This window comes from Actibacterium sp., from assembly GCF_041584535.1.
In the GTDB taxonomy this organism is placed as follows: Bacteria; Pseudomonadota; Alphaproteobacteria; order Rhodobacterales; family Rhodobacteraceae; genus Actibacterium_D.
On the sequence record NZ_JBFHDW010000172.1, the window covers coordinates 1 to 5,673 of the forward strand.

The 5,673-nt window shown below is 59.9% G+C and carries 5 protein-coding genes; all 5 read left to right on the top strand.

Going from position 1 to position 5,673, the window contains the following annotated elements; genetic code table 11:
• Positions 1-936 (top strand): branched-chain amino acid ABC transporter permease (locus tag ABYW26_RS09495; protein WP_372604570.1); only part of this gene is annotated, 936 nt, incomplete at its 5' end.
• Between the two features lie 3 nt (positions 937-939).
• The gene (locus tag ABYW26_RS09500) at positions 940-2,157 is read left to right on the top strand and encodes a branched-chain amino acid ABC transporter permease (protein ID WP_372604572.1); all 1,218 of its coding nucleotides are present in this window, start codon (positions 940-942) and stop codon (positions 2,155-2,157) included.
• 12 nt (positions 2,158-2,169) lie between these two features.
• Positions 2,170-2,925 carry an ABC transporter ATP-binding protein gene (locus tag ABYW26_RS09505; protein ID WP_372604574.1) on the top strand — a complete coding sequence of 252 codons (756 nt, stop codon included), beginning with the start codon at positions 2,170-2,172 and terminating at the stop codon, positions 2,923-2,925.
• A 21-nt stretch (positions 2,926-2,946) separates the two neighbouring features.
• Entirely contained in the window at positions 2,947-3,702 is a 756-nt protein-coding gene (locus ABYW26_RS09510) for an ABC transporter ATP-binding protein (RefSeq protein WP_372604576.1), read from the top strand.
• A gap of 77 nt (positions 3,703-3,779) precedes the next feature.
• A partial coding sequence (gene acs / locus ABYW26_RS09515; RefSeq protein ID WP_372604577.1) for an acetate--CoA ligase occupies positions 3,780-5,673 on the top strand: 1,894 nt, incomplete at its 3' end.

Consider the following 5,673-nt stretch of genomic DNA (forward strand, 5'->3'; position numbering starts at 1 on the left):
GGCGTTGTGAACTTTGCTCACGGTGCGATTTTCATGCTGGGCGCGTTCTGCGCGGTTACACTCAGCAAGCTGTTCAACCTCTCGTTCGAGGTGGTTGACCCGACCAGAAAAGACTTTCTCGGCAACCCGATGATGGTCAAAACCCCCTATCTTGAGGGTTGGTTTGGCCCCGATGTCGGTGGGACCCTGATCGACTGGGCAGTGCCCTTGTCCATCATTTTTGCCATTCCGATCATGATCGGCGTCGGCTTTGCGATGGAACGCGGCCTGATCAAGCATTTCTACAAACGCCCGCATGCCGACCAGATCCTTGTGACCTTCGGTCTGGCCATCGTTCTGCAGGAAGTCATCAAGCACTTCTTCGGCGCGAACCCGATCCCGACCCCCGCCCCCGAGGCGTTCAAGGGCTCGGCCGATCTGGGCATTCTGATCGGTATGGACCCGAACGTGGTGATCTATCCGATCTGGCGCATGATCTATTTCTTCTTTGCAGCCATCATCATCGGTCTGGTTTTCGCCTTCCTGCAGTTCACCACCTTCGGGATGGTCGTGCGCGCCGGTATGGCCGACCGTGAAACCGTTGGTCTGCTGGGTATCAACATCGACCGCCGCTTTACCCTGATGTTCGGCATTGCTGCCGCCGTCGCCGGTCTGGCGGGTGTGATGTACACGCCGATCAACTCTCCAAACTATCACATGGGTATGGATTTCCTTGTGCTCAGCTTCGTCGTCGTCGTCGTCGGCGGCATGGGCAGTCTGCCGGGCGCCGTTCTGGCGGGCTTCATGCTTGGCATTCTGGAAAGTTTCGCTTCGATGAACGCGATCAAGGGCCTGCTGCCCGGGATCGACCAGATCATCATCTATGTGGTTGCGATCATCATCCTGCTGACCCGGCCCCGTGGCCTTATGGGTCGCAAAGGCGTGATGGAGGAGTAAGCAATGTTCGGTCTAGAAAAACATGACAAGACACTGATGATTGTGGTGGCGATCCTTGCGTTCGCTGCCCCCTTCATCCTGAACCCTTTCCCGACCGGTAGCGGTCTGGCGCAATTCAACGCGGGTTATCCCGACTTGATGCAGCGTTTCGTGATCTTCGGGATTTTCGCCATCGGCTTTAACATCCTGTTCGGCCTGACCGGCTATCTGTCCTTCGGTCACGCCGCGTTCCTGGGTGTGGGGTCCTATTCCGCGGTGTGGATGTTCAAGCTGCTCAGCATGAACGTGCTGCCCGCGATCATCCTCAGCGTCATCGTCGCCGGGGTGTTCAGCCTGCTGATCGGCTTTGTGTCGCTGCGGCGTTCTGGGATTTACTTTTCGATCCTGACGCTGGCCTTCGCGCAGATGTCGTTCAACCTGGCCTATTCGGTTCTGACGCCGATCACCAACGGTGAGACCGGTCTGCAGATCACCCTGAAAGACCCGCGTATTCTGGGCACTCAGGCGGCTGCGGACGGTTCGATTCCGGTGACCAATCTGTTCGGCGCCGAAATGCGCTCGACCTATGAGCTGGTGATCGGGCCGTGGGACTTCCAGTTCAACGTCGGGTATTACCTGTGCGCCATCATCATGCTGGCATCGTTCTATGTCGCGATCCGCATCTTCCGGTCGCCGTTCGGCATGATGCTGCGCGCGGTGAAAACCAACCAGACCCGGATGAACTATACCGGCCTGAACACCCGCCCCTACACTTTGGCGGCGTTCGTGATCTCGGGCATGTATGCCGGTCTGGCCGGTGGTCTGCTGGCCTCGATGGACCCGCTGGCGGGTGCAGAGCGGATGCAGTGGACGGCTTCGGGCGAGGTGGTGATCATGACCATTCTCGGCGGCGCCGGCACGTTGCTGGGTCCGATTCTGGGCGCGGGCGCGATCAAGTATTTCGAGAACATCTTCTCGAAGATCAACGAAAACGTCCTGCATGACTGGTTCTCGTGGTTGCCCGGTGGCGTCGAAGATTTCGTCGTCTGGGTTCTGTCGCGCTTTACCGGCGACGGCTGGCACCTGACCTTGGGCCTGATGTTCATGCTGGTCGTGATCTTCCTGCCCGGCGGCCTGATGGAAGGCGGCAACCGCATTCGCGCCCGCCTGAAAAGCAAAGGCGGCGATGGCGGCAAAGACCCCGAGCATCACCCCAAAGAAACGCCCCATGTGGCCGAATAAGGAGAACTGATTATGGGTATCCTTGATGTCAAAGGTGTGGGCAAACGCTTCGGCGGCCTGCAAGCCTTGAGCGACGTGAACCTGTCGGTTCACCAGAACACCGTGCACGCGATTATCGGCCCCAACGGGGCTGGTAAATCCACGCTGCTGAACTGTCTTGTCGGCAAGCTGATCCCGGACACCGGGTCGGTGATGTTCGACGGTCAGTCGGTGCTGGGTCGCAAGCCGTATGAGATCAACCAGATGGGGATTTCCCGCGTGTTCCAGACCCCCGAGATCTTTGCCGATCTCTCGGTCATGGAAAACGTGCTGATCCCCTGCTTCGCCCGTCAGGACGGCGCGTTCAAGCTGAACGCGATTCAGTCGGTCGCCAGCAACAAGGAAATGGCTGAAAAAGCCATGCAGATGCTGGAAGACGTGAAAATGGCTGACAAGCGGAACATGATCGCGTCGGCCATGTCGCGGGGCGACAAACGCCGTCTGGAAATGGCGATGTGTCTGGTGCAGGAGCCGCGGCTGCTGCTGCTTGACGAACCGACCGCAGGTATGGCGCGCGCTGATACCAACAACACGATCGACCTTCTGAAGGAGATCAAGGAAAAGCGCGATATCACCATGGCGATCATCGAACACGACATGCACGTCGTGTTCTCGCTGGCCGACCGGATCACGGTTTTGGCACAGGGCACGCCCCTGGTCGAAGACGTGCCGGAAAATATCAAAGGTCATCCGAAAGTGCGGGAAGCCTATCTTGGCGAAGCCCACTAAGGTGCGCGGAAAGGAAACGCTATGAACGTCAAACCTGACTTTACCAAGAACGCAAACGTGGCGACCACCGCACCGGCCTATCTGTCGGTGTGGGATCTGCATGCCTATTATGGTGAAAGCTATATCGTGCAGGGCGTGTCGTTCAACGTCCACGAGGGCGAGATCCTTGCCCTTCTGGGCCGGAACGGCGCCGGGAAAACCTCGACCCTGCGGGCCATCGCCCGTCTGGACAGCCCGCAAGCCACGGCTGGCGAAATCTGGCTGGACCACCAGCCGCTGCACCTGATGAAGTCGTACGAGGCTTCGGCAGTCGGCATGGCTCTGGTTCCCGAAGACCGGCGGATCATCCCCGGCCTGACCGTCGAAGAGAACCTGCAGCTGGCGCAGATCGCGCCGCCGATCGGCTGGTCGCTGGAACGTCTTTATGAACTGTTCCCGCGTCTGGGCGAGCGCCGCAAGCAAGAGGGCGTGACCCTTTCGGGCGGCGAACAGCAGATGCTGGCCATCGCGCGGGCACTGGCGCGGGACATCAAGGTTCTGCTGTTGGACGAACCTTACGAAGGTCTGGCCCCGGTTATCGTGGACGAGATCGAGAAAACCCTGATCCATATTAAGGAACAGGGCATTACGACCGTAATTGTTGAGCAAAATGCCGTCAGGGCACTGGAATTGGCAGACCGAGCCGTTATTCTCGACATTGGTCAGATCGTCTTTGACGGCACGGCCGCAGAAGTCTTGGAGAACGAAGAACTGCGCGCCGAATATCTGGCAATCTAACAAATGATGTGCCCGGGGTCCGGCCCGGGCACGTCTTATAAAATCTATAAAGTCTCATGAATCGGGGGAGATGACCCATGAGTGACAATACCTATCCGCCCAGCGCCGACGTGGTGGCTCACGCCCATATCGACGCTGCGAAATATGACGAAATGTATGCTGCATCGATCAGTGATCCCGATGCGTTCTGGGGGGAGCATGGCAAGCGTCTGGACTGGATCAAGCCCTACACCAAGGTCAAGAACACGTCGTTCAAACCGGGTGAGGTCTCGATCAAGTGGTTCGAAGACGGCACGCTGAACGTCGCGGCCAACTGTATCGACCGCCATCTGGAAACCCGTGGCGACCAGACCGCGATCATCTTTGAACCCGATGATCCGAACGAAGAAGCCCAGCACATCACCTACAAGGCGCTGCACAAAAGCGTCTGTAAGATGGCCAACATTCTGGAAGACATGGGCGTGCGCAAGGGCGACCGCGTCGTTCTGTATCTGCCGATGATCCCCGAGGCCGCCTATGCGATGCTGGCCTGTGCCCGTATCGGCGCCATCCACTCGATCGTGTTCGCGGGTTTCTCCCCCGACGCACTGGCCGCCCGGATCAACGGCTCGGACGCGAAGGTCGTGATCGTTGCGGACGAAGCCCCGCGCGGTGGCCGCAAGACCCCGCTGAAATCGAATGCCGATGCCGCCCTGCTGCACTGCAAGGACACAGTGAAATGCCTTGTGGTCAAGCGCACCGGTGGTCAGACCACCTGGATCGACGGCCGCGACTATGACTATAACGAAATGGCGCTGGAAGCTGACGATTACAGCACACCGGCCGAGATGAACGCCGAAGACCCGCTGTTCATCCTGTATACCTCGGGTTCGACCGGCCAGCCGAAAGGCGTCGTGCATTGCACCGGCGGCTATCTGCTGTTTGCCGCAATGACCCATGAATACGTGTTCGATTATCACGAAGGCGACATCTACTGGTGCACCGCTGACGTGGGTTGGGTGACCGGCCACTCGTATATCGTCTATGGCCCGCTGGCCAATGGCGCGACCTCGGTCATGTTCGAAGGCGTTCCGACCTATCCGGATGCCAGCCGGTTCTGGGAAGTCTGCGAAAAGCACAAGGTCAACCAGTTCTACACCGCCCCCACCGCGCTGCGCGCGCTGATGGGTCAGGGCAACTCGTTCGTGGAAAAATGCGACCTGTCCAGCCTGCGTATCCTTGGCACCGTGGGCGAGCCGATCAACCCCGAGGCCTGGAACTGGTACAATGACGTGGTCGGCAAGGGCAAATGTCCGATCGTGGACACCTGGTGGCAGACCGAGACCGGCGGCCATCTGCTGACGCCCCTGCCCGGCGCCATCCCGACCAAGCCCGGATCGGCCACGCTGCCGTTCTTCGGCGTGCAGCCGGTGATCCTGGACGCGACAAGCGGCAAGGAGATCACCACGACCGAGGCCGAGGGCGTGCTCTGCATCAAGGACAGCTGGCCCGGCCAGATGCGCACCTGCTGGGGCGATCACGAGCGCTTCGTGAAGACCTACTTCAGCGACTACAAGGGCTACTACTTCACCGGCGACGGCTGCCGCCGCGACGCCGACGGCGATTACTGGATCACCGGGCGCGTGGATGACGTGATCAACGTCTCGGGCCACCGGATGGGCACGGCCGAGGTCGAAAGCGCCCTCGTCGCGCACCCCAAGGTCTCCGAGGCCGCCGTGGTCGGCTACCCGCACGACATCAAGGGCCAGGGCATCTATGCCTATGTCACCCTGAACGCCGGCGAGCAGCCCACCGAGGAATTGCGCAAGGAGCTGGTGCAGTGGGTCCGCAAGGATATCGGCCCGATCGCCTCGCCGGATCTGATCCAATGGGCGCCGGGGCTGCCGAAGACCCGCTCCGGCAAGATCATGCGCCGCATCCTGCGCAAGATCGCCGCCAATGAGCATGAGGCGCTGGGCGACACCTCGACCC